A 22,902-nucleotide genomic window follows, 5' to 3' on the forward strand; every position below is an offset into this window, starting at 1 on the left:
GCTGCGCGCCCGCCGGCCGGGCGAGAAGCTCTACCTGGTCTGCGACAACTTCTCCCCGCACCACCACGCCAAGGTCAAGACCTGGTGCGCAGACAACACCGTCGAGTTGGTGTTCCTGCCGACCTACGGGTCCTGGCTGAACTGGATCGAGAGCGAGTTCGCCGCGCTGCGCTACTTCGCCCTCAACGGCACCGATCACCGCAGCCACGCCGAGCAGAACGCGGCGATCGCCGGCTACGTCCGCTGGCACAACATCCACGCCGAGCCCAAGGTCAACTTCGCGGTCGGGTCACCGATCCGGACCTGGACCCATTACCCGGCCAAGGCTGCGTGACGGGCCACTAGGGTCAGGTCGCGTGGGGCTGATCTTCAACGATGTCGCCGGCGAACTCCCGCTCGTGCAGCGGGTGTGGTCGGCGACCTGTGACGCCACGATCGGTTTCAGCTCGGCGGTCAAGGCCTCGTCCATGATCTGTTTCGCGCGAAGCGGTGGCGGCGTGACGGTGCACGTCAAAGGACCGGAGACGGCGGGCACCCTGATGACGTGCCCCGATGGCTGGGAGTTCTTCGGGGTGGAGTTGCGGCTCGGTGCGTATCTGCCGCTGTTTTCGCCCTCCAGCCTGACCGATTTCAAGGATGCGTTGTTGCCGACCCTGGCGGGTGACCGGATCCTCTTGGACAACCGAGTTTGGGAGATGCCGACGGCGCAGAACGTCGACGTCTTCGTCGATCGACTGGTGCGCGCCGGATTGTTGGTCTTCGACCCGCTGGTCGACGATATCCGGCACGGCGAACGCCCACGCGACATGTCGGAACGGATCGCGCAGCTCCGGTTCCGCCGGGCGGTTGGGATCTCGCATCGCAAGGTCGTCAGCATCGAGCAGGCTCGGCACGCCGCCCAGCTCCTCGCCGCGGGGAGATCGATCGCCCATGTGGTCGCTGCCTGCGGCTACTACGACCAGGCGCAGCTCGGGCGGGCGATGCGGGCGGCGACCGCTCACACTCCGGGCGAGTTGCGGGACGGCGTCGAGTTCCTGGCGTTGTGACGCGGGGTTCGGTTCGATACAAGACGGACCGAACGGCGCGATGATTAACTCCCCGGCGTGCGAAAACTGATCGAATACAACCACCTCTCGATCGACGGGATGATGTCCGGCGACGCCTGGTGGGCCGGCCAGAGCAAGATCGTTCCCAACGACAATCACTTCGCCTATCAACTCCAGCTGCTGTCCTCGGCCGTCGGCCTCGTGCTCGGCCGGGCGACGTACGAAGGTTTCTCCCAGACCTGGCCGACGATGACCGGCGACGTCGCGGACAAGATCAACGCGCTGCCCAAGTACGTCGCCTCGAGCACGTTGACCGACACCACATGGAACGCCGAGGTGCTGAGCGGCGACGCGGTCGAGGCTGTCGCCCGGCTCAAGCGGGACGGCGACGGCACCTTGATCAAGTACGGCAACGGCCTGTTCAGTCGGGCCCTGGTCGAGGCGAGGCTGCTCGACGAGCTGCATCTGAGCGTCTCCCCCTTCGTCGCCGGATCGGGTGAGTCACTGCTGTCCGGCCTGGGCCCGACCGCCCTGGAACTGATGAACGTGACCGATCTCGGCAACGGCACGGTGGTGCTGGCCTATCGGCCCGCCCGCTAGTCAGGGCGGCATTAGGTGAGTCCATGATCATGGCGAAAGGAATCGACTTGTCCCACGGCACGTACGCCTCCGTGAACGGCATCGACCTCTATTACGAGGTCCTCGGCGCCGACCAGCCCGGTCCGCCGTTGATCATGCTGCACGGCGGCGCGTACACGTTCCATCTCAGCTACGACCCGCTGCTGCCGACGCTGACCGCCGAGCGCACGGTGATCGGCGTCGAGTTGCAGGGCCACGGCCACACGGCCGACAGCGACCGTCCGTTCTCGATCCGACAGTGCGCCGAGGACGTGATCGCGCTGCTCGATCAGCTCGGCATCGAGCAGGCCGATTTCATGGGCTACAGCCTGGGCGGGCTGGTCGCGACCGACCTTGCCGTGCTGGCGCCGGAGCGCGTCGGCCGGCTCGTGCTGGCCGCCTCCCATTTCGGGCCGACCCGGTCGAAGGGCTACTACCCCGAGATCACCGCGCTGGAGCTGCATTCGCCTCGGATGCCGACGGAGCAGGAGTCCGCGGCCATGATCAAGGCCTACACCGACGTGGCGCCGGACCCCGACGCGTTCTTCCCGTTCGTGTCGAAGATCCAGCCGGCGGTGCACGACTTCGGGGGTTGGACCGATGATCAACTAGCACGGCTGATCATGCCGGTCCTGATCATCATCGGCGACACCGACTTCGTCCGGCTCGAGCACGCCGTCGAGATGAAGCAGCAGCTGCCGAACGCGCAGCTGGCCATCCTGCCGGACACCAAGCACCTGCAGGTCATCCGGCCGGGCCTGGTGTTGCCGATGCTGGAGTCCTTCCTGAACCAGTGATCAGGCCGGGACCTATCACTCACCTTCCGGCGGCGGGTGCTCAGATGCATTCCGCATGGGCGAGCCCGCGGCCGTCCAGACGGGCCGCCGAGGCGGCCTGGGCGGCGCCGGCGATCGGCTGCTCGCACCGGCAGCACGTCGCGCCGCAGGCCCCACATGAATGTTGCGGAGCTGATCGCACTGCTCAACACCTCTCCCGCCGACGCACCGGTCGGCGTGATGACGTGGGGCCGTCAGGTATGGTCATCGACGTCGAGACCGGGCCGGTACGGACCATCGAGTCGACGATCGCCGACGACGGAACGACCGAGATGGTGTAGGTCACCGGTGTCGGTGGCAGCGGTCGCCGCGCCGTCGCTGATCACGTGGGCCTGCCCCTGTGGGGAGCTGATCACCCTCGATCACCGTGCGGCACCGGCCCGCACTCCGATTGAGATCGGTAGCTGACCGAAGGAGGATGCAAGAACGGAGTCGAGGGCCGCGGCTGAACCGATGCGAGCTGTCGACAGCACGCGGCGAGGAGTTCGAGCGGGAATTCCGGAACTCGCAGGCTTGTCAATATCGGAGGAATACATGCTCGGTGATCACCCCATGGACGTGCTGCTCTTGGCAACCGACCTGCAGGCATCTCGGGACTTCTACCTGCACAAAGTCGGCCTCGAGATTGTGCAGGAGAAGGAGGGTGCCGTGTGGTTCAGGTGTGGCGGCGGTAGCCGCCTCGCTGTCGGCCAGAGCACGATTGGTACCGCCGATGAGCAGGACCAGGCCACGTGGCGGGTTGATGACGTGGCCGCGGAGGTCGCGGAGTTGCGTGCCCGCGGGGTCGAAATCCTGGACGTTGACCTGCCGGAGATGGGAATCAAGACGATAAACGGAATCGCGGATGTCGGGCACGCGTATGCGGCATGGTTCGTCGATCCGGGCAAGAACTCGCTTTCGATCCTTCAGTTCAAGTAGCTCGGAGTCCGATAGCCCTGATCGCTCCACGCGGGCGAGTGTCCCATCCGGTGCAACGAACTCGCGAAAACACTCGCCGCCGAAATCGTTGCCGATCCATACACCACCGGCGCCCTGTTCAGGTCGCTCGATGAGGACACCTTAAACCAGCTCTACCGCTGGATCGCGAACGTGTTCCCTCCCGAGTCCCCCACGTATCAGGCGGGTGTCTCTTTCGTGACACCCGAACTCAGGGCTGCAGACCTCTGCCGGCACACGATCAGTGCGCTAGCCCGCCACGGCACGCCGAAATCGGTCCACCACCTCCGGAAGCTCGTCGACGACTTCCCCGACCGACTTGACCTACACTCCGCCCTCCTCGAGGCCCGGCGCTCCGCACAAGCCGACGCCGTCACCCATCCCACCCCTGAGCAAGTGAGCCTTTGCCAACCTGGTGAGGGGGCTGGCCAGCGGTTGTGCGGCGTGGCGTGCGGCCCGGGAGTGGATGTGCCAGCGCTGCGGCCGTCGTGGACAGCTTGGTGGGGGCGGTGGTAAAGGTGGTGCCCACCGTCCTGGGCGGACGGATCGATCGCGTCGCCTTCGCGGTTGGAGTGTCCGACACTCCTACGTCCGACCTGTTCCCTAGAGTCCGGCGGGTGAGTGAGAACGAAGCGTTGGATCGGACCCGCCGAGACTACGACGAGGTCGCCGAGTTGTACGACGACATGGTGCGACAGGGCGACCAAGTCATCGATGCGCTGTCAGCAGGGATGATCAACGCTTTCGCCGACCTCGTCCGCGCCGGTGGGTCGGTGGGTGCTGTGGTCGATGCGGGTTGCGGTCCCGGACAGTGGACCGATCACCTGGATCGAGCCGGTATCCGGGCTTACGGGATCGATCTGTCACCGGCCATGGTCGCGATCGCCCGCCGGTATCGTCCCGACCTGCGCTACGAGGTCGGTTCTATGCTCCATCTCGACGCAGGGGACGAGTCGATCGCGGGCATCCTGGCGCACTTCTCGTTGATCCACACGCCGCCGGACCTGCTTCCGCGCGTCCTGACCGAGTTCGCCCGAGTGGTAGAGCCGGGCGGACCCCTGCTGATCGGTGTGCAGATCACCGACACCGCAGACGCCAACGGTTGGGTCCCGTACGACCACAGAGCCTCACCGGCGTATCTGTGGACCCTCGACGCGCTCGCCGACCGACTGCGCGAGCACGACTTCGCCGAGCTCGGACGCCTGCGAATCGTTGCTCCGGCGCCAGGCAAGCCCCCCGCCGGATACCTGCTGGCGCGCCATGACGCCAGAAGTAACGAATGAATTTTGCCGACCTGGGCGGGCAGTCAGCGGTGTGCAGCGTGGCGTGACCTCGAATGGGTGAATCTCCTGGTAGACGGGCGATTGCCTAGATCAACACGTCCCACCAGGAGCTTCAACGTGCTGTCCTACCCGTCCGGGATGACCGTGTCCAGCCGCGCCCTCGGCGTGCTCTCCGATGCGCTGCGAGCGCAGCGCAACCAGCGCCGAACCCGGTGGCGGAAGCTCTCGCCCGGCCGGCAGGCGCTGCTCGTGGTCGCGCACCTGCGTAAGGGCGAGACCTACGCCGACCTGGCCTGCGGCTTCCGCATCGGGACCTCGACGGTGTACCGGTACATCCGTGAGGCGCTCGAACTGCTCGCCGCGATGGCTCCCACCCTGGCCCAGGCGATCGAGGTCGCCCGCCGCAAGGCGTTCGTGATCCTCGACGGCACCCGCTGCGCATCGACCGGGTAGGCATGACATCGGGCTATGACCGGGCCTTCTACTCCGGCAAGCACAAGGCCCACGGGCTGAACGTGCAGGTCGTCGCCGACCCGATCGGCCGGCTGGTGTGGATCTCGCCGCCGCTGCCCGCGCGAGACATGACATGGGCGCTGCCCGTGAGCACGGGATCATCGACGCGCTGGCCACCCACGAGATCCCCGCGGCGGCCGACACCGCCTATCAGGGCGCCGGGCCGACGGTCGCGGTTCCGCAGCGGCGCCGTCGGAAGGATCTGGGCACCGGCCGCTACCGGCGCCTGTCCCGGAACCAGAAGGACGTCAACACCGCCCACGCCCGCCGCCGTGGACCCGGCGAGCGGGCCAACGCCGAGCTGAAGAACTGGCGGGTCCTGCGGAAGATCCGCTCCAGCCCGAACACCGCCCACCGGCTCATCGCCGCAGTTCAGACCCTCATGATCGCCAGCGCATGATCAGGTTGGCAAAGGCTCAGTGCGTGACCTGCTGCGTGACCGTTCCCGACGCCTCGTCCGCAGCGCGGCACGATCGTCCCGGCCATCGGCTCGACCGCGATCGACGAGCTCAGCGCCCGAACTCCGCATCAGCGCAACCCGGTAAGCCGATGGTCCGCCGGTCCGTGACCGGGAGCGCGCAGCCACCGCGTGGACGTGCGGCGTCGGCCGGCGGTCGAATTGATGAGCCTGCCGACCGATGACTTTCGGCAGGCGCGCGGGTCAGCACTGTGGAAGCCAGTCCGAGCGAGGGAGCAGCGCATGACCAGCATCCACGAGAACCCGACCCAGCACGAGGCGTCGGCCGCGTCCGCCGTCCCCCCGATCGTTGACAGGGGGGCCTGGCAGGCCGCCCGCGACGAGCTACTGGTGCGCGAGAAGGCGCACACCCGCGAGGGCGACGCGATCGCCGCGGCCCGCCGTCGGCTCCCGATGACGGAGGTCGACGCAACCATCACCGTCGTCGGGCCGGACGGGCCGACGACCCTCCTCGACCTGTTCGATGGCCGCGAGGAGCTCGTCGTCTACAAGCACATGTGGCACCTGGGCGAGCCGTTCGAGAACCAGTGCCCGGGCTGCACCCTGACCTACTTCGCCGTGCAGAACCCGGCCTACCTCCACGCGCGGGGCGTCTCGTTCGCCGTGTTCGCCAAGGCGCCTTACCCCGACCTCGCGGCGTTCGTCGGCTTCATGGGCTACCCCCACCACTGGTACTCCGTGGCCGACGTCGAGGACGACATCGTGAGCGGCGACGACTTCGGGACCTGGGTGTGCTTGCTGCGCCGTGGCGACCGGGTGTTCCTCACCAACACCGTCACCGGCAGGGGCTGCGAGGCGACGATGCCCGCGCTCGCCCTCCTCGACATGACCGCCCGCGGTCGCATGGAAGCCTGGCAGGACTACCCCGATGGCTGGCCCGAAGGCAAGAACCCAGGCTGGTTCTGGCGCAGCCACGAGGACGGCATCGGGAACAACTGGACCGGCGGGCGGCCCACCGTTCAGTGGACCCGTCCCGGCGTCGGAGTGGTGACGTCCGAGCCCCACCGTCACCACTGACGCCACCGGGACAGCACGACATCGAGAGTCGATCTTCGGCACCACGGCCGCCTCCGTCGACGGCTTCATCGGCTGCGGCAGGGACCGGTCGCGGCTCCGCTCGTCGTCGTCGGCGTCGCCCCGTCGTGGCCGGTGCGTGTGGGCCCTGGGCTCTGGGTGCGAGTCTGAGTGCGAACTTGTGCTCGTCGGGCGCGAATTGCGCGACGCTTGCGAGCACCAGAGCGGCGAGAGCGCAGGTACTAGCTGTGAGCGACATCACTCGACCACGTCTCGGTCGACGGAAGGTTCTCCGGCGACGACTGGTGGGCCGGGCAGTCGAACGTCGCCCCCAGCGGGCGGGAACAGCGGCAGGTAGGCGCCGGGCCGCAGTTCGACGCCGAAGAACTCGCAGCCCTCCGGGCAGGTCAGGGCGGTGCCCGCCGTCTCCGGTCCGCGGACGTGCACCGTCAACCCGTCGTCGCTCCGGGCGAACGCGATCATGGATGAGGCCTTGGCCGCCGAGGTGAAGCTGGTCGCGGCGTCACAGCTCGCCGACCACACCCGTCGCACCAGCGGGAGTTCGCCGGCGACGGCGTTGAAGACCAGTCCCATCGGGCCGCGATCCTAGACCTCATCGCGGCCCGGCCCTGGTCTCCGCGGCTTCGGTCGCCATGCCGACTCCTCTCGCCGGGTCGGCGGCCACCGTGAATCAACCTGTCGGCCGATACGGGGGCGGAGCATCCGGCGATGTGGCCGAGGCCGCCCGACCCGGACCCGGCGACCATCACCGCTGTGAACGGGATGATCGGTGGAAGCGGCATGATGCTCCGAGCGCCGAGGTCTTCCGGTTGAGCGAAAGGTTGGCGACGGTGAAGGCCGCCGACCTGAGTTCCACCCGGTACGGCGAGCTGAACGTCTTCGACGCCGATCGATGGCGGAGGCCACATCGCCGCGTTCACCTGCCGCCCAGCTCGACGACGCCGCGTACGCCAACCGCACCCGCCATCAGCAACTGGCCGGCCGGGCCACTCTCGACGTCACGGACGTTCGCTGAGGAACTCCACCACCGCGTCCACGAACTCCGCGGGCCGCTCGACGTTCGTCAGGTGCATCACGGGCATCTCGGTGTACCGCGCGCCGGGGATGATCGCGGCGAGCTCCTGGCCGTGGCCCGCGGAGGTGACGGTGTCGTGCTCGCCCGCGATGACCAGCGTCGGGCTGCGGATGAGCGTGGCCGTGCGCCGCAGGTCGTAGTCGCGCACCGCGGCCCAGCTGCCGGCCACGCCCTCGCGCCGGGTGGCGAGCAGCGTGCGGCGGAAGCCCTCGACGACCTCGTCCTGCAGCATCCGGGCCGGGAACCAGTTGTGCAGGAACACCTCCGCAGTGGCGCGCATGTCGGGGGCGGCCAGCAGGTCGGCGATCGGTCGGTCCCACTGGTCCGGCGGGCCCAGGTACGCGGCGGTGTTGGCCAGCACGAGGCGGTCGACGCGGTCCGGCGCGTGGATGCCCAACCACTGCGCGACCATCCCGCCGAGGGACAGGCCCAGCACGTGCACCCGCGGCAGGTCCAGCGCGTCCAGCAGCTCCACGACGTCGCGCCCCAGCCGGTCCAGGGAGTACGGGCCGCTCGGGACGTCGGAGGTGCCGTGGCCGCGCGCGTCGTAGCGCAGCAGCCGGAAGTGGTCGGAGAGCGCCGGCACCTGGCCGTCCCACATGTGCAGGTCGGTGCCGATGGAGTTCGCCAGCACCAGCACCGGCCTGTCCGGCTCCCCGTCGAGGCGGTAGCCGATGCGCACGCCGTCGCCCGTGGTGATGGCGCTGGGGGTCGTGGTGTCCATGTCCCCAGCCTAGGAAGAGATCTGCAGATTGCCATGACAAAGAACGGACCGTCTCTGTAGGCTCCTCCGACAATGTCCGACTTCACGCTCCACGAGTTGCACTGCTTCGACGCGGTCGTGGGCGAGGGCGGCTTCCAGGCCGCCGCCGAGCGGCTGCACCGGTCGCATCCCTCGGTCTTCGCGGCGGTGGCCAAGCTGGAGCGTCAACTCGGGCTGAGCCTGCTGGACCGCTCGGGCTACCGGGTGCGGCCCACCGAGGCGGGGCTGGCCTTCCACCGGAAGGTGCGCTTCCTGCTGCACGAGGCCGAGGACCTCCGGACCTACGCCACCCAGCTGGCGATGGGGGAGGAGGCCGAGCTGCGCGTGGTGCTCGGCGACCTCTGCCCGTTGCCCCCGGTGCTGGAGCTGCTGAGCCGCTTCTTCGCGCACCGCCCGCAGACGCGGCTGCACCTGCAGTTCGAGACCGTGACGGGCCCCTGGGAGCGACTGCTGGAGGACCGGGCCGACCTCATCGTGCACCGGGTCCCCACGAGCGACGTCCGGATGGAGTGGATCGGGCTCGGCCGCGTCGCGCTGGTCCCGGTCGTGGCGCCCGGCTTCCTGCCCTTCCCCCCGACGGCGGACATCACGCCGCAGCGGATGCAGACCCTCACCCAGTGCGTGGTCCGCGACTCGGCGCGGCACCCGTCCGAGCCGGGCCACTTCCTGGTCGAGGGCGCTCCCCGGTGCTCCGTGCCGGACCACCTCATGAAGAAGGAGCTGATCCTGCACGGCATGGCGTGGGGGCACCTGCCCCGGTTCCTGGTCGAGGCCGAGTTGCGCGACGGTCGACTGCTGTCCATCGCCGGGCGGCACTTCCCCGGCGTGGTCGAGGAGCTCTCGGCGGCCCGCCGGCGCGACCGGCCGCACGGGCCGGTCGCCGACCAGCTGTGGGAGTTCCTGGCCGAGCAGGCACCGGTGCTGCGGCCGGCGTTGGGCCGGGTTCCCCGGGCGAGGCGGGCGTCGCCGTGCTGAGCGGGATCCACGGGCTCAGCCGCGGATCGCCTCGACTGTGCTGAGCACCGCGAGGACCACCAGGATCGCGGCCACCACGCGGGTCATCCAGCGCTGCGACACCACCCGCCGCAGCCGGTTGCCGGCGAACACGGCGAGCGCGGACACGGCCCACAGCGCGAGGAGGGCGCCGACCCCGACGGCGAGCGGGTCGGTGTAGCGCGCGGTGAGTGTGGCCACGATGATCTGCGTCGGGTCGCCCAGCTCGGACAGCAGGGTGGTGCCGAAGCACAGGGCCACCACGCGCCACGGCGTCGTCGGCGTCGCCTCGGGGATGCCGTCATCGTCGTCGTCCCCGCGCAGCAGCAGGACCGCGCTGACGAGGAAGATCACGGCGAGCGCGGCCGCGAGCGGCCGCTCGGGCAGCAGGCCGACGAGGCTCCCGGCCACGACCGCGACCACCACCTGCACGAGGAAGGCCGCGGCCACGCCCAGCAGGACCAGCCGCGCCGGGAACCGGCTCGCGAGGATGAGCGTCACCAGGCCACTGGTGTCGGCCAGTTCGGCGAGGGCGACGATGCCGAAGGTGACGGCGATGACGACGACCACGGAACGGCGCTCCCGTCCCGGCTAGTCGTCGTCGGGTGCGCCTGGGACCGCCGGCGCCTCGATGCCCGGCCGCTGCTCGTCCTGCTCGGCGCCCGGTGCGTCGTCGACCGGGACGAGCCCGAACACCGAGAAGCTGACGACCCAGTAGGCGACGTACCCCGCCAGCAGCACCACCCCGTGCCAACGCCGCAGGTGGCCGGTGAACAGCGCGTACGCGGCGAACCCGTTGATCACGACGAGGGCAGGCAGGTGCCAGCTGAAGATCTCCGGTGTGATCAGGAGCGCGCCGCCGACCAGCGCGATGATGCCGACCTTCGCGGTCACCGAGAACACGACGCTGCCGATGATGTTGCCGACGCCGATCGCCGGCGCCCCCCGCCGGGACGGCCGCACGGTGAGGAAGATGTCCTCCAGGGAGAGCACCACCGTCGCGATCGTCGCCCCGAAGACCGTGCCGCTGATCGCGAAGTCCTCGAGGATGCCCTCGGTGCCCTCCGACATGGCCCAGGCGCCGACGACGAGCCCGACCAGCGCGAGGAGCGCCAGCAGGAGCAGCACTCCTCCGGGCCGGTCGTTCGCCTTCGCCCGGCCCAGCTCGCCGGTCTCGTACAGGCCGGCGCCGCCGTCGCCACCGGCTCCGCGACCACCCCCGGCGGCGGCACCGACGAGTTCGGGGCTGTCCACCGCCTCGAGCACTTCGGCGCTGCGGAAGGTGGGCACCGCCCGCCGCTTCTCGCGGTAGGCGATGTAGGCGATGAAGAGCACGAACAGCCCGATGAGCACGATCCCGGAGACGACGCCCAGCCCGCCCTGCAGCGCGGGCACGATCAGCACCAGGGGGGCGACCGCGAACAGCGCGATGTAGTCCTTGGGGATCTCCACCCGGCTGGGTGCGAGGAGCGCGGCGAGCGCCAGGACCAGGCCGGACAGCGAGATGACGGTCCCGAAGATCACCCCGAGCGCGACGTCTTCGAGGCCCTCCAGGTTGAGCACCACGCCGAAGGCGAGGTCGTCGAACTCGATGCCGGTGAACAGGATGGCGAGCAGGAACAGCGAGACCGCCAGGCCGCGCGCCGCGCCCACCAGGTAGGTGATCAGCTTCTCGGCGCTGTAGACCAGCAGCGCCGTGCCGAGGGCGAAGATGATGATGGAAGACATCCGGTTGCTCCCCCTTGAGCGGAACGGGCAGTCAGTCGCCGAGCGCCCGGACCCGGTGCGGGCGCGGGACCAGCCGGGGGTCCTCGTCCCGCGACTGCGCGTTGGCCGCCTCGACCGCCCGCGCCACCAGGTCGTGGTCGGGCGAGAGGTGGCAGACCGGGTCGGTGCGGGCGGCGTCGCCGGTGAGCTGGAACGCCTGGCAGCGGCACCCGCCGAAGTCCAGCTCCCGGCGGTCGCAGCTGCGGCAGGGATCGGGCATCCAGTCCGTCCCGCGGAACGCGGTCATCACCGGGGCGCCGGTCCAGATCCGCTCCAGCGGTTCCTCGCGGACGCTGGCCCGGGGCAGCGGCAGCGACTGGGCGGCAGGGCAGGGCAGCACGTCGCCGTTCGGCGTGACGGTCAGCTGCCGGGCCGCCCAGCCGCCCATGCAGGGCTTCGGGTAGCGGCTGTAGTAGTCGGGGATGACGTAGATGACGTCCATCCGGTCCCGCAGCCGCTCGCGGGCGGCCCGCACGACGACCTCGGCCGCCTCGAGCTGGGCCCGGCTCGGCAGCAGTGCGTCGCGGTTGCGCCAGGCCCAGCCGTAGTACTGGGTGTTGGCCAGCTCCACCCGGTCGGCGCCGACGTCCTCGGCCAGCGCGAGCACGTCGGCGACGCGGTCGATGTTCTGGCGGTGCAGCACCACGTTCACGGTGAGCGGCCAGCCCAGCTCCCGGACCACGCCCATCGCCTCGATCTTGCGCCGGAACGATCGCGTCCCGGCGATCCGGTCGGACACCGCGGGCTCGTCGGCCTGGATGCTGACCTGCACGTGGTCCAGGCCGGCGGCGCGCAGCTCCTCGGCCCGCTCGCGCGAGAGCCCGAGGGCGCTGGTCACGAGGTTGGTGTAGAGGCCGAGGTCGTGGGCGGCCGCCACGATCTCCACGAGGTCGCGGCGCAGCAGCGGTTCCCCGCCGGACAGGTGGCACTGCAGGACCCCGAGGTCGCGGGCCTCGGCCAGCACCCGCCGCCACTCGTGGGTGGCCAGCTCGTCGGAGTAGTCGGCCATGTTCAGCGGGTTCGAGCAGTACGCGCAGGCCAGCGGGCAGCGGTAGGTGAGCTCGGCGAGCAGCCCGAAGGGGCTATCCATCGGCGGGCACGAGCTCGACGCAGCGCCGGGCCGCGAGCCGGGTCAGGAACCGCCGGACCTCGTCGTCGGGGACGACCTGGTACCGCGCGCCCAGCTCGTCCACGATCTCGGCGACGGTGCGCCGCCCGTCGCACAGCCCGAGGATGTCCGCACCGCTGCCGTGCAGGACCACCACCGTCTCGGGGTGCAGCAGGACGTGCCGCTGCCGGGTCGGGTCGAAGGCGAGCCGGACGTGGCGGGCCAGCCGCGGCCGGTCCGAGCCGGTCACCGCGGGGGGCCGGGTCGGGGCCGGGTCCACGGCGGTCACCGCGGGTAGGCCTGGTCGATGGCGTCCATCATGCTCCACAGGACGTCGCACTTGAACGACAGCGCGTCGACGGCGCGGGCCTGGGACTCGGCGGTCAGGCAGTGTTCGGTGACGACCTCCAGGGCGTGCTCGCAGTCGCGGGGCGCCTGCTCCAGGCGGGCGCGGAAGTAGGCGAGTCCCTCGGGGTCGATCCACGGGTACCACCGCTCGAACGCGGCCAGCCGCTCGGCCATCAGGTCGGGGGCGAACAGCTCGGTGAGCGAGGACGCCACGGCCTCCACCCACGGGCGGGTCCGGGTGAAGGTGACGTAGGCGTCGACCGCGAACCGCACCCCCGGGACCAGGTGCCGGTGGTCCCGGACCTCCTCGCGGCTCAGCCCGGCGGCCTCGCCGAGGCGCAGCCACGCCTCGATGCCGCCTTCGCCGGGGGCGGTGCCGTCGTGGTCGGTGATCCGGCGGATCCAGCGCCTGCGGACCTCGTGGTCGGGGCAGTTGGACAGGATCGCCGCGTCCTTGCGGGGGATGTTCTCCTGGTAGTAGAAGCGGTTGGCCACCCAGCCCCGCAGCTGCTCGCGGCTGAGCCGGCCGGCGTTCATCCGGACGTGGAACGGGTGCTGGTCGTGGTAGCGCCGCGAGTGCGCCCGCAGCGTCTCGACGAAGCCGTCGTCGCTCCTCGTCGTTCCGGTCGTCCCGGCTGTCGTCGTCACGGGCCCTGCACCTCGATCTCGAGGCCGTCCATGGCCACCTCCATGCCGCTGTCCCGCAGGATCCGCCGCTCGGGCGAGTCCGCCAGCAGGATCGGGTTGGTGTTGTTCATGTGTACGAAGATCGTTCGCTTGACGCCGAGCGAGGGGAGCTGGGCCAGGCTGCCGTCCGGGCCGTCGATGGGCAGGTGGCCCATCTCCCGCGACGTCTTGGCGGCCAGGCCGAGCCGGACCAGCTCGTCGTCGCGCCAGCAGGTCCCGTCGATCAGCAGGCAGTCGCAGCCGGAGATCTCGGCGCGCAGCGCGGGGGTCAGGGCCTGCACCCCCGGCAGGTACACCAGCGTGCCGCCGCTGCGCTCGTCGGTCAGCCGGTAGCCCACGACGCGGCCGTGGTCCACCCCGGGGCCGAACCGGGTCCGCTTGGTGGTGGGCACGTCGAACGCCCGGCAGGACAGTCCGTCGGCCAGGGCCAGGTCGGTGCCGGGGACCACGGCCCGCCACTCGACGGGGCAGTAGCGCTCCAGCGTGCTCAGCACCCCCGAGCCGTCGCAGAGCGTCTTGTGCACCGACGGCGTGGCGTAGAGCCGCAGGGCGCGGGCCTCGCGCAGCAGCAGCAGGCCCAGCGTGTGGTCCAGCTCGGCGTCGGTGAGCAGCACCGCCTCCACCGGTGTCGTCCGGCCGTCGTGCGGGTGCAGGTCGGGGGAGGCCTCGATCTGGGTGCGGACGTCGGGCGAGGCGTTGATCATGAACCAGCGCCGCCGGCCGGCGCTGACCGCGACCGACGACTGGGTGCGCGCGGGGGCCGCCCCGGAACGGACCGCGGCGCACACCGGGCAGCCGCAGTTCCACTGCGGGGAGCCACCTCCCGCGGCCGAGCCCAGCACCCGCAGCCACATCCAACCACTCCGTTCGTCGACGACGGGGAGAACCGGGGAGGGGGGGGGGGGGGGCGGGGCCCCCGCGGCCCCGCCCGGGAAAGAACCGGGGGCAGACCGGGTGAGGGCGCCGGACCAGGTCCGGCGCCCTCCCGTCGGAGCTAGTCGTCCATCTGGGCGACGTACATGGTCACCTCGGGCGCGACTCCGATCTCGTCGAACTCGGGCGTCTCCCACACTTCGAGCGAAGACTCCATGAATCCACCTCCTCTCTTCTCGGCCGGGATCCTCACGATTCCGGCAGGGCGAAGACGATCAGCGCGCTGCCGTGGCCCGCCCCGAGCATCCCGGGCAGGAACCCCTCGGCCCACCCGCCCCACCCGACCGGCACGGCGATGTACTGCCTGCCGTCGACCATGTAGGTCGAAGGGCTGCTGTGGTGGCCGCTGCCGCACTGGAACTGCCACAGCAGCTCCCCGGTGCGGGCGTCGAGGGCGTTGAACTCGCCCGACGGTTCCCCGGCGAAGACCAGGTCACCGCCCGTGGCCAGCACCGAGGCGCACATCGGCAGCTCGTTGCGCCAGCGCCACTTCTCCTCGCCGTCGGCGTCGAACGCGCTGATGGACCCGGTCATGTCCTCGATGTCCACCTGGACGCCCGCGCCCCAGTACGGGATGGACTCCTTGAACTCCCGGCGCCGCCGCGTGGCCGTGGCCCCGACGTCCTGGACCGGGACGTAGAAGAGCTCGGTCTTCGGGCTGTAGGCCGCGTGGGTCCACTCCTTGGCGCCCGCCGGCCCCGGGTAGAAGTGGACCGGCACCCCCTCCTCGTCGGGGTAGACCTTGGCCGTCACCCGGCCGTCCCTGGTGATCGCGCCCCAGGTGATCCGGTCGACGAAGGGGGTGATGTTGACCAGCTCGCCGTTCGTGCGGTCCAGGACGAAGAAGTAGCCGTTCTTGTCGAAGTGCCCGAGAAGCTTGCGCCCGTCCTTCTCGAACAGGATGCACTCGGCGATGCTGTCGTAGTCCCACACGTCGTGCGGGGTGCACTGGTAGTGCCAGCGAATCTGACCGGAGTCGACGTCGACGGCGATGATGCTGTCGGTGTAGAGGTTGTCGCCCTCGCGCACGCCCCCGTCGAAGTCGGGCGCCGGGTTGCCGGTGCCCACGTAGAGCAGGTTCGTCTCCGCGTCGAAGGTGCCGGTGAGCCAGCAGTTCGCGCCGCCGCGCGCCCAGGCCTCGCCGTCGGCGGGCCAGGTCTCCGAGCCGGGTTCGCCGGGCTTCGGGATCGTGTAGCAGCGCCACTGGTGCTCGCCGGACCCGATGTCGAACGCGTCCAGATGGCCGCGCACCCCGAACTCCCCGCCGGAGCTCCCGACGATGACCAGGTTCTTGACCACCAGCGGCGCGACCGTGGCGCTCTCCCCGGCCCGCACGTCGCCGTAGGTCTTGTCCCAGACCCGCTTGCCGGTGGTGGCGTCGAGCGCCAGCACGTGGGCGTTCGCCGTGACGACGAAGACCTTGCCCTGCGCCACCGCGACCCCGCGGTTCACGTTGCCGCAGCACAGCGACACGTCGAAGGGGACGGCGTGCTTGTACCGCCAGATCTCGGTGCCGTCCTTCGCGTTCAGGGCCCACACCCAGCCGTCCCAGCCGGCCAGGAACATGATCCCGTCGACGATGATCGGGGTGGCCTCGAACGAGTAGGTCGACGCGCCGGCGATGATGCCGCTGGAGCCGGCCTGGAAGATCCAGGCTGGTCCGATGCGCTTGACGTTCTCGGTGTTGATCTGGTCGAGCGCGCTGTAGCGCTGTCCGTCGTAGGTGCCGTAGTAGGTGAGCCAGTTCTCCGGCTCCGAGCGGGCGTTGAGGATGCGCTCGTAGTCGACGCCCTCCACGACCGGCGGCGCGATCTCGTTGCCCGGGAGCTTGCCGCTCAGCTTCGCCTGGTCGACGGCCTCACCGGCATCGACGTACTCAACGGTCATCGTCTGCTCCTCTCACGGCCGCGGCTGGTCGGGACGGTCGAGGCGGGCCTCCGGCGGGACGTCGCCCAGCACGACGATGGCCCCGGTCAGCCCCCGGCCCTCGTCGTTGCCGGTGGGCGAGCTGAACCAGTAGTAGCCCGGACCGTCGAGGTTGAGGGTCGCCCTGCCGCGCGAGTGGTTCACCAGCCAGATGAACTTCCGGTCGCCGTTGCTCGGCAGCAGCGCGCAGTGCGTGTTCAGGTCGTCGTTGATGATCTCGAGGTCGATGTCACCCCCGTGGGGCATGACCAGGATCGACGGATCCCAGGCGATCTCATCGGGCCGGATGCGGATCGTCGCCGACATCCGGCCGTCGGCGCCCTCCGTCGCCTGCCCGATGCTCCCGGTACCCAGAACCCGGCCGATCGCCGCTCTGTTCTGCACGTTCAGCCCGAGCTGGCTCAACAGGTCGGATCGTTCCTGCGCCATCGTCATCGGCTCCACCTCCTCATTGAGAAAACGCCTACGTCAACGTGCGTCGATCGTCATCGCGGTGGTGGCGCCGATTAATCAGGAAAACCGATCCGCCACAGCGCGGCAGGCAGTGCCGGACATCGGGGCGTCATTCGTACCGCCCGATTCCGGTTGCTAGATTGATATTCGGTCACCCTACGCCGGATGAATCACACCGACAAGGGTGATCGCCAATTCGGCCCGGCCCGCACCGTTCACCGGTCACGAGCTACCGTTCGCACCCGGTACGCGACCGCTGCGGGCGCGGGGGAGGTCGTAGCGGTCGAGGTTCATGACCTTGTCCCAGGCGGCCACGAAGTCGTGCACGAACTCGCCCCCCGCGTCGTCGCTCGCGTAGACCTCGGCCACGGCCCGCAGCTCGGAGTTCGAGCCGAAGACGAGGTCGACGCGGCTGCCGGTCCACCGCAGCTCGCCGGTGGCGCGGTCGCGGCCCTCGAACGTCGCCGCGTCCTTCGACGTCGCCGTCCAGGTGGTGCCGGTGTCGAGCAGGTTGACGAAGAAGTCGGTGGTCAGCCGGCCGGGCGTCGAGGTGAACACGCCCACCGGGGACCGCCCGGAGTTCGCACCCAGCACGCGCAGGCCACCCACCAGTACCGTCATCTCGGGCACGGTCAGGGTCAGCAGGTCGGCCCGGTCGACCAGCAGGTGCTCCGCGGGCCGGCGGTGGCCCTTCGCGAGGTGGTTGCGGAACCCGTCGGCGACCGGCTCCAGCGCGGCGAAGAACTCCGCGTCGGTCTGCTCCGGCGAGGCGTCGGTGCGCCCCGGGGCGAACGGGACCCGGACGTCGTGGCCCGCCTCCGCCGCCGCCCGCTCCACCGCGGCGCACCCGCCGAGCACGATCAGGTCGGCCAACGAGATCCTCTTGTCCCCGGTCTGCTCGTCGGCGAACGCCCGCTGGATCCCCTCGAGCGTCTCCAGCACCCGGGCCAGCGTGTCCGGGTCGTTGACCGTCCAGCCGCGCTGCGGCTCCAGGCGGATGCGCGCCCCGTTCGCGCCGCCGCGCTTGTCGCTGTCGCGGAACGTCGAGGCCGACGCCCACGCGGTGGAGACGAGCTGCGCGGTCGTCAGCCCGGAGTCGAGGACCCGGCCCTTCAGCGCGGCGATGTCGGTGTCGTCGACCAGCTCGTGGTCGACGGCGGGGACCCGGTCCTGCCAGAGCAGCTCCTCCCGCGGGACCAGCGGGCCGAGGTAGCGCTGGATCGGCCCCATGTCCAGGTGCGTCAGCTTGAACCAGACCCGGGCGAAGGCGTCGGCCAGCTCCTCGGGGTGCTCCAGGAAGCGCCGCGAGATCGGCTCGTAGCCGGGGTCGAACCGGAGCGCGAGGTCCGTCGTCAGGATCGTCGGGGCGTGGGTCCTTCCCGGGTCGTGGGCGTCCGGCACGGTGCCGGCACCGGCGCCGTCGCGCGGGATCCACTGCCACAGACCGGCCGGGCTCAGCTCCAGGTCCCACTCGAAGCCGAACAGGTTCTCCAGGAAGCTGTTGTCCCACCTCGTCGGGGTGGGCGTCCACGTCCCCTCCAGCCCGCTGGTGACGGTGTCGGCGCCCATGCCGGTGCCGTAGCTGCTCCGCCACCCCAGGCCCTGCTCCTCCAGGGGGGCGGCCTCCGGTTCGGGGCCGAGGTGGCGGTCCGGGTCGGCCGCGCCGTGGGTCTTGCCGAACGTGTGCCCGCCGGTGATCAGGGCGACGGTCTCCTCGTCGTCCATCCCCATGCGCCGGAACGTCTGGCGGATGTCCCTGGCCGAGGTGAGCGGGTCCGGCACGGTGTTCGGGCCCTCCGGGTTGACGTAGATGAGGCCCATCTGGTCGGCGGCCAGCGGGCCCTGCAGCTCCCGGACACCGCCGTGGCGCTCGTCGCCGAGCCAGGCGCGTTCGGGGCCCCAGTAGAGGTCGTCGGGCTCCCAGACGTCGGCCCGGCCGCCGGCGAAGCCGAACGTCGAGAAGCCCATCGACTCCAGGGCGCGGTTGCCCGCGAAGACCATCAGGTCGGCCCACGAGACCCGCCGGCCGTACCTCTTCTTGACCGGCCAGAGCAGCCGGCGCGCCTTGTCGAGGTTGCGGTTGTCGGGCCAGCTGTTCAGCGGGGCGAAGCGTTGCATGCCGGCGGCCGGGCCGCCCCGGCCGTCGGCCACGCGGTAGGTCCCGGCGCAGTGCCACACCATCCGGACCACGAGCGGCCCGTAATGGCCGAAGTCGGCGGGCCACCAGTCCTGCGAGGTCGTCAGCACCTCGTCGACGTCGCGGGCCAGTGCGTCGAGGTCGAGCGTGGCGAACGCCGCGGCGTAGTCGAAGTCGGCGCCCAGCGGGTCGGCCGCGGCGGGGTTGCGGCGCAGGACGTCCAGGTCGAGCTGGTCGGGCCACCAGTCGCGGTTGCCGGTGCCGTCCCTGGGCGGCCGGGTGCGGCGCACGGGCGAGGCGGGCAGGCCGAGGCCGCCCGCGCTCTGGTCGTCCATCCCGCCGACGACGGCGTCCGTGCTGTCAGACACGCGAACCCTCCAGAACTCAGATGCCCAGCGCGCGGCGCACCGCGGGCGCGTTCCGCCGGGAGACCGGCACCACCTCTTCCGCCCGGTCGTCCATGACCAGGGACAGCTCCCCCTTGGCCCCGCGCTCGACCTCGCGGATGCGGCCGAGGTTGACCACGTACCGCCGGTGCACCCGCAGGAAGCCGGCGTCGGCCAGCTCACCGTCGAGCTTGTCCAGGCTCGGCGAGGCCGCCCGCAGCCGCCCCTCGTCGGTGGACAGCCACACGTCGTTGCCCTCCGACTCGGCGAAGGACACCTCCGGCAGCTGCAGCAGCACCATGCGGTTGTCGCGCACGGCGACCAGCCGACGCGGCTTCACCCCGGTGCTCGCCGGTTGCTCCGCGTGGGGCACCTGGGCCCCGTCGGACGCGCTGAACCAGATCAGGTTGCCGATCAGGTGCCCGGACGAGAACACCGGCCGGATGCTGATCGAGGTCGGCTCGTCGGCGAGGTGGGTGAAGATCTGCGTCGAGCCGACCCAGTCCGGGTTGCGGGCCGCCTGGCTGCTGGCGTACCGGGCGGCGGCGATCAGCTCCGGCAGCCCCGGGTTCCACCGCAGCGTGGGGTCGACCGCGGGGGTGGAGGCGGGCACGCCCAGCAGCACGCTCGCCGTGTCGTCGGCGATCACCACCTTGCCCGCGGTGTCGACCGCGGCCAGCGCCGCGCCCGAGTGCACCCTGGCCTGGGTGAACGACGCGACCAGTTCGGCGCCGCTGTCACGGGCGCGCCTGGTCAGCAGGCACTGGGTCTTGGTGACCGCGTTCGCCAGCCAGCTCACCGCCGGGCCGGGGAGCTGGCTGCGCCAGCAGGAGATGTTCAGGACCGCGATCGGCTCCCTGGTCACCACGTCGCGCACCGCGATGCCCGCGCAGACCCAGCTGTGGAACGCCTGGCACCAGTGCTCGGCGCCCCTGATCAGCACCGGGCCGTGCGCCTCCAGCGCGGTGCCCATGCCGTTCGTGCCCGCCGCGCTCTCCGACCAGCAGAACCAGGGCGCCAGGTTGGCGTCGGAGGCCCTGGCGAGCGTGGCCGGGTCGCCCCACTCGCCCAGGATCCGGCCGGTGGCGTCGGTGACCGTGACGACGCCGTTGAGGTGGCCCACCTCGTGCGCCACCGAGGCGGCGCAGAAGCCCAGCTCGGTGAACACGACGTCGTGCTCGGGCGTGCGGTCGACCTCCGCGACGGCGATCGGCGCCTCGGTGAGGAGCGGGTCGACCCGGTAGCGCTCCCGGCAGCGGTGCCAGGAGATCGCCACCACCGGCCGGACCCCCGGGACCTCGTCCTCGCCCCGCACGAAGCGCTCCCACGCCGTGAGCACGGTGCCCTTGCCCCGTCCGTGGCCCGCCATCGGTTCGAGCCGATCTACATCGGTCATGGTGGAGACCGCCTTTGGTCGATCCCGAACGCCCCCGCGGGCCTGCGCCGGTCCGCTCCGGTCACCGATCATCACGACCGGGCGGCGGACCGGCACCGGGCCGCGCGTCTTCCTGCTTCACTGTTCTGGGCTGCGTCGCATACCGGCACCACCCACCCTAGGAACCTCCATCGGGCCCTGTCACGCCCTCGGTGGATCCGAAACCCGGCCGGGCACCCGGAGAAGATCGGAAACAGGGTCCGCGCCTGCGCTATTCGATCTCCCCGGCGTTCCGCCGGTCGGGGGAGCGCCGGCTCTCCGGCTGATCTTCGGCCGAGCCCGTCGCTGCTGGGGCGATGCGCGGAATTGATCGACGTGTTTCGCGGCGCTTTGATCTTCTCGGCGAGAAAATGCTGGGAGAACTCCGCGTCGTGGCGAGAACGGCGGGATCGACGCCGATGTCGACTTCGGTTGCCCCGCGGATCAGCGGGGGTCTTTCGGGTCGATGCGCAAAGGCGATCATGTCGGCGCCGTCACGGGTCTCAGCCCGACCGAACCGCGTGATCATCGTACGAAAACGAGCCGCGTACTGCGCCTGACCGTCGGGTCGGGTGGCACGTGGGGGACGGTGCCCAGCCCAGGAGGGCGGCGAGGCCTGCGAGCAGCCCGAAGGCCCGGTCAGCGGCTGCCGTCAGCCCGTGCCGGGTCCGGTGATCACGGCCCGGTAGAGCCGGTCGTACGCCTCGGCGCGGTCGCGGTAGTGCTCGCGGTGCTCGGGCACCGGGTGCAGCGTGGGCCCGGTGGGCACCGGCTCCCGCGCGGTGTCCGGCGCGAGCACCTCCAGCGCGTGCAGGGCGGTGCCGTGCAGGGTGGCCCGCTTCATGGTCACCGGTTCCACCGGCGTGCCCAGCGCGTCGGCCAGCACCTGCAGCCAGCTCGGCAGGTCCTGGGTCACCCGGCCGCTGGCCAGGATGCGCTGCGGGTCGGCGGAGGTGGTTCGCAGCTGGTCGGCGATCCGCTCGTAGGACAGGGCGACGCCCTCCATCGCCCCGCGGAACAGCTGCCCGCCGGTGGTGGCCCCGGAGACCCCGCTGATCACGGCGCGCGCGTCGGCGGCCCAGCCGGTGGAGCGCTCGCCGGACAGGTACGGCAGGACCAGCGGTGTCGTGGGGTCGGGGGCGGCGGCCATCAGGTCGGCCGGGTCGGTGTCGCCCAGCTGCACGGTGTCGTGCAGCCAGCTCAGGACCCGCCCGACGTCGTTGAGCGCCCCGCCGAGCAGGGAGCGGCCGGCGTCGACCCGGTAGCACCACAGCCCCGGCGGGATCCGCTCCGGGATGTCCCGCACGAGCACGCGGATCGCGCCGCTGGTGGCCGCGGCCACCGCGGCCGTCGTCGGGTCGGCCGCGCCGGTGCCCAGGTTGCTGGCGAAGCCGTCGGAGATGGGCGCGAACCAGCGGGCGCCGTCGAGGGCGGGCCAGCGCTTCGCCACCTCCGGATCGACGTCGGTGAGCGGGTCGCCCGGGTCGCGCACCTGCGACAACCGGTCGGGCTCGACCCCGGCCGCGGCCAGCATCTCCGGGTCCCACCGGCCGGTGTGGCGGTCGAGCATGCCCGTCCAGGCGGCGGTGGCCGTGCCGGCGGCCGTGGTCCCGAGCAGTCGCAGGTAGGCGTACTCGCCCAGCGACATCCAGCGCCGCGCGGCGGCGAACCGGTCGGGGTCGGTCTCGCGCAGCCAGCGCAGCCGCGCGGGCAGGTAGCTGCTGTGCAGCCGGACCCCCGTGCGCTGGCGCACCTGCTCCTCGTCGTGCTCCCGGCGCAGCGCCCGGACCTGGGCGCCGCACCGCGAGTCGGCGTAGGTGTAGCAGGGGGTGACCGCTCGGTCGTCGGCGTCCACGCCCACCAGCGACGACGCGAACGTGTCCAGCGCGACGCCGCCGATGCGGCCCTCCGGCGCGGCCGCGGCCAGCTCGGTGATGATCTCCGCCAGCTCGTCGACCACCTGGTCCGGGTCGATCTCGCTGGCGCCGTCCGCGCCGGTGCGGAACTCGTGCGCGACCTTGGACCGGTCGCCCCCCACCGGCCGCCCGGCGGCGTCGTAGACGTCGCCGCGGCTCGCGGTCGAGCCCACGTCCATGGCCAGCACGAACGGGTCCAGCGCGTCGTCCAGCCCGACGCGACCACCGCTTCCGGCCATCAGCTCCGCTCC

Annotated in this window: 22 protein-coding genes and 1 pseudogene; 9 read left to right on the forward strand and 14 right to left on the reverse strand. The window is 71.0% G+C overall.

Annotated elements, in window-relative coordinates; all coding sequences use genetic code 11:
* From KDL28_RS11850 to KDL28_RS11885, 8 genes and pseudogenes are all read left to right on the forward strand, one after another.
* The coding region (locus KDL28_RS11850) for a transposase (protein ID WP_252437758.1) at positions 1-334 on the forward strand (334 nt) is incomplete at its 5' end.
* 22 nt (positions 335-356) lie between these two features.
* Positions 357-1,046 (forward strand): helix-turn-helix domain-containing protein, encoded by a 690-nt coding sequence (locus tag KDL28_RS11855; RefSeq protein ID WP_252437759.1) that lies wholly within the window; start codon positions 357-359, stop codon positions 1,044-1,046.
* Positions 1,047-1,103: 57 nt separating this feature from the next.
* On the forward strand, positions 1,104-1,646 hold the full coding sequence (locus KDL28_RS11860; protein ID WP_252437761.1) for a dihydrofolate reductase family protein: 543 nt from the start codon (positions 1,104-1,106) through the stop codon (positions 1,644-1,646).
* A gap of 23 nt (positions 1,647-1,669) precedes the next feature.
* The gene (locus KDL28_RS11865) at positions 1,670-2,461 is read left to right on the forward strand and encodes an alpha/beta fold hydrolase (protein WP_252437763.1); all 792 of its coding nucleotides are present in this window, start codon (positions 1,670-1,672) and stop codon (positions 2,459-2,461) included.
* 591 nt (positions 2,462-3,052) lie between these two features.
* Entirely contained in the window at positions 3,053-3,418 is a 366-nt protein-coding gene (locus tag KDL28_RS11870) for a VOC family protein (RefSeq protein ID WP_252437765.1), read from the forward strand.
* A 635-nt stretch (positions 3,419-4,053) separates the two neighbouring features.
* Complete coding sequence (locus KDL28_RS11875; protein ID WP_252437767.1) at positions 4,054-4,719, forward strand: class I SAM-dependent methyltransferase; 666 nt, start codon at positions 4,054-4,056, stop codon at positions 4,717-4,719.
* Between the two features lie 117 nt (positions 4,720-4,836).
* Positions 4,837-5,632: pseudogene (locus tag KDL28_RS11880) on the forward strand (transposase family protein).
* A gap of 222 nt (positions 5,633-5,854) precedes the next feature.
* A complete protein-coding gene (locus KDL28_RS11885) occupies positions 5,855-6,727 on the forward strand; it encodes a DUF899 family protein (protein WP_252437769.1) in 873 nt (290 codons plus the stop codon).
* 255 nt (positions 6,728-6,982) lie between these two features.
* On the opposite strand, the gene KDL28_RS11890 is transcribed toward KDL28_RS11885, so the two are convergent.
* Positions 6,983-7,318 carry a hypothetical protein gene (locus KDL28_RS11890; protein ID WP_252437771.1) on the reverse strand — a complete coding sequence of 112 codons (336 nt, stop codon included), beginning with the start codon at positions 7,316-7,318 and terminating at the stop codon, positions 6,983-6,985.
* A gap of 425 nt (positions 7,319-7,743) precedes the next feature.
* The gene (gene pcaD, locus KDL28_RS11895; protein ID WP_252437773.1) at positions 7,744-8,544 is read right to left on the reverse strand and encodes a 3-oxoadipate enol-lactonase; all 801 of its coding nucleotides are present in this window, start codon (positions 8,542-8,544) and stop codon (positions 7,744-7,746) included.
* Between the two features lie 72 nt (positions 8,545-8,616).
* Here pcaD and KDL28_RS11900 point away from each other — a divergent pair, with 72 nt between their 5' ends.
* A complete protein-coding gene (locus tag KDL28_RS11900; protein ID WP_252437775.1) occupies positions 8,617-9,558 on the forward strand; it encodes a LysR family transcriptional regulator in 942 nt (313 codons plus the stop codon).
* Between the two features lie 15 nt (positions 9,559-9,573).
* Here the strand turns inward: KDL28_RS11900 and KDL28_RS41470 are convergent, their stop codons facing one another.
* The 12 genes from KDL28_RS41470 to KDL28_RS11960 form a co-directional block, all read right to left on the reverse strand.
* Entirely contained in the window at positions 9,574-10,146 is a 573-nt protein-coding gene (locus KDL28_RS41470) for a TMEM165/GDT1 family protein (RefSeq protein WP_252437777.1), read from the reverse strand.
* A 21-nt stretch (positions 10,147-10,167) separates the two neighbouring features.
* Positions 10,168-11,304, reverse strand: a complete 1,137-nt coding sequence (locus KDL28_RS11910) for a sodium:calcium antiporter (protein WP_252437779.1) — start codon at positions 11,302-11,304, stop codon at positions 10,168-10,170.
* A 31-nt stretch (positions 11,305-11,335) separates the two neighbouring features.
* Positions 11,336-12,433, reverse strand: a complete 1,098-nt coding sequence (gene pqqE, locus KDL28_RS11915) for a pyrroloquinoline quinone biosynthesis protein PqqE (protein ID WP_252437781.1) — start codon at positions 12,431-12,433, stop codon at positions 11,336-11,338.
* Entirely contained in the window at positions 12,426-12,731 is a 306-nt protein-coding gene (gene pqqD, locus KDL28_RS11920; RefSeq protein WP_252437783.1) for a pyrroloquinoline quinone biosynthesis peptide chaperone PqqD, read from the reverse strand. Before pqqD ends, pqqE begins: the two co-directional genes overlap by 8 nt.
* Before the next feature lie 5 nt (positions 12,732-12,736).
* Positions 12,737-13,447, reverse strand: a complete 711-nt coding sequence (gene pqqC / locus KDL28_RS11925; protein ID WP_252437785.1) for a pyrroloquinoline-quinone synthase PqqC — start codon at positions 13,445-13,447, stop codon at positions 12,737-12,739.
* Complete coding sequence (gene pqqB / locus KDL28_RS11930) at positions 13,444-14,340, reverse strand: pyrroloquinoline quinone biosynthesis protein PqqB (protein WP_252437787.1); 897 nt, start codon at positions 14,338-14,340, stop codon at positions 13,444-13,446. The genes pqqC and pqqB overlap by 4 nt, the downstream gene beginning before the upstream one ends.
* Before the next feature lie 140 nt (positions 14,341-14,480).
* Positions 14,481-14,576 carry a pyrroloquinoline quinone precursor peptide PqqA gene (gene pqqA, locus KDL28_RS11935; RefSeq protein WP_252437789.1) on the reverse strand — a complete coding sequence of 32 codons (96 nt, stop codon included), beginning with the start codon at positions 14,574-14,576 and terminating at the stop codon, positions 14,481-14,483.
* A gap of 32 nt (positions 14,577-14,608) precedes the next feature.
* On the reverse strand, positions 14,609-16,306 hold the full coding sequence (locus KDL28_RS11940; protein WP_252437791.1) for a PQQ-dependent dehydrogenase, methanol/ethanol family: 1,698 nt from the start codon (positions 16,304-16,306) through the stop codon (positions 14,609-14,611).
* A gap of 12 nt (positions 16,307-16,318) precedes the next feature.
* Positions 16,319-16,780, reverse strand: a complete 462-nt coding sequence (locus KDL28_RS11945; RefSeq protein ID WP_252437793.1) for an MSMEG_3727 family PQQ-associated protein — start codon at positions 16,778-16,780, stop codon at positions 16,319-16,321.
* A 240-nt stretch (positions 16,781-17,020) separates the two neighbouring features.
* The gene (gene katG / locus KDL28_RS11950) at positions 17,021-19,303 is read right to left on the reverse strand and encodes a catalase/peroxidase HPI (RefSeq protein WP_252437795.1); all 2,283 of its coding nucleotides are present in this window, start codon (positions 19,301-19,303) and stop codon (positions 17,021-17,023) included.
* Between the two features lie 16 nt (positions 19,304-19,319).
* Positions 19,320-20,717 (reverse strand): DNA-binding protein, encoded by a 1,398-nt coding sequence (locus KDL28_RS11955; protein WP_252437797.1) that lies wholly within the window; start codon positions 20,715-20,717, stop codon positions 19,320-19,322.
* Positions 20,718-21,387: 670 nt separating this feature from the next.
* Positions 21,388-22,890, reverse strand: a complete 1,503-nt coding sequence (locus tag KDL28_RS11960) for a gluconokinase (protein ID WP_252437799.1) — start codon at positions 22,888-22,890, stop codon at positions 21,388-21,390.
* Positions 22,891-22,902 lie beyond the last annotated feature (12 nt).

The sequence above is a fragment of the Pseudonocardia humida genome (genome assembly GCF_023898865.1).
Taxonomy (GTDB): Bacteria; Actinomycetota; Actinomycetes; order Mycobacteriales; family Pseudonocardiaceae; genus Pseudonocardia; species Pseudonocardia humida.